Source organism: Nocardiopsis halotolerans DSM 44410, from assembly GCF_000341065.1.
Classification (GTDB): Bacteria; Actinomycetota; Actinomycetes; order Streptosporangiales; family Streptosporangiaceae; genus Nocardiopsis; species Nocardiopsis halotolerans.
Map to the genome: position 1 here is coordinate 1 of NZ_ANAX01000423.1, position 683 is coordinate 683.

1 protein-coding gene is annotated in these 683 nt (G+C 65.3%); it reads left to right on the forward strand.

Going from position 1 to position 683, the window contains the following annotated elements:
* Positions 1 to 683: WXG100-like domain-containing protein (locus tag D455_RS34365; protein WP_017574091.1), on the forward strand; the 683-nt coding region annotated here is incomplete at both ends.

Genomic DNA, 683 nt, shown 5'->3' on the forward strand with positions numbered 1-683 from the left:
GACCACACCATGCCCGAGTCCACACGCGACGCGATCAAGGCCCTCACCGGTATCGAGATCCCCCGCGCCAACCCCGCCGCCCTGGGCCAAGCCTCCGAGATCTACACCGCCCTCGCCCAACGCGTCAACGCACTCGAGGACCTCCTCGACCTCAGCCGCGCCCACGCCCGACGCCACTTCGACGGCCACACCGCCACCCGCTACGCACACTCCCTGGACCAGTTCACCACCGGAGACCACAACTACCTCGGCTCCGCCCGCGACAACGCCCACACCATGTCCACCGAACTGTTCAAGGCACGGGCCAACGTCGAGTACATGCACATGATGGTCATCGGCCAGTTCGTCCAACTCCTGGCCGAGATCGCCTGGGCCGTCGCCACCGCCAAGTTCACCTTCGGCGCCACCCTGAAGTACATCCCCATCTTCAAGGCCATCCGCAGCCTGGCCATGCGCCGCATCCTGACCTGGCTCCTCATCACCGTGCCCAGCCACCAGATCATCAGCCAGATCTTCGCCAGCATGGACAGCATCATCCAACGCATCCAGATCGGACGGGGCACCCGCCACCACAAAGACACCGACCTCACCAAAAGCGCCCACACCGGCGCCACCATCGAAGGCGCCCTGTCCGCCGTCTTCTCCGCCGGACTCGACGCCCTGTTCAGCAAACAACTCACCGA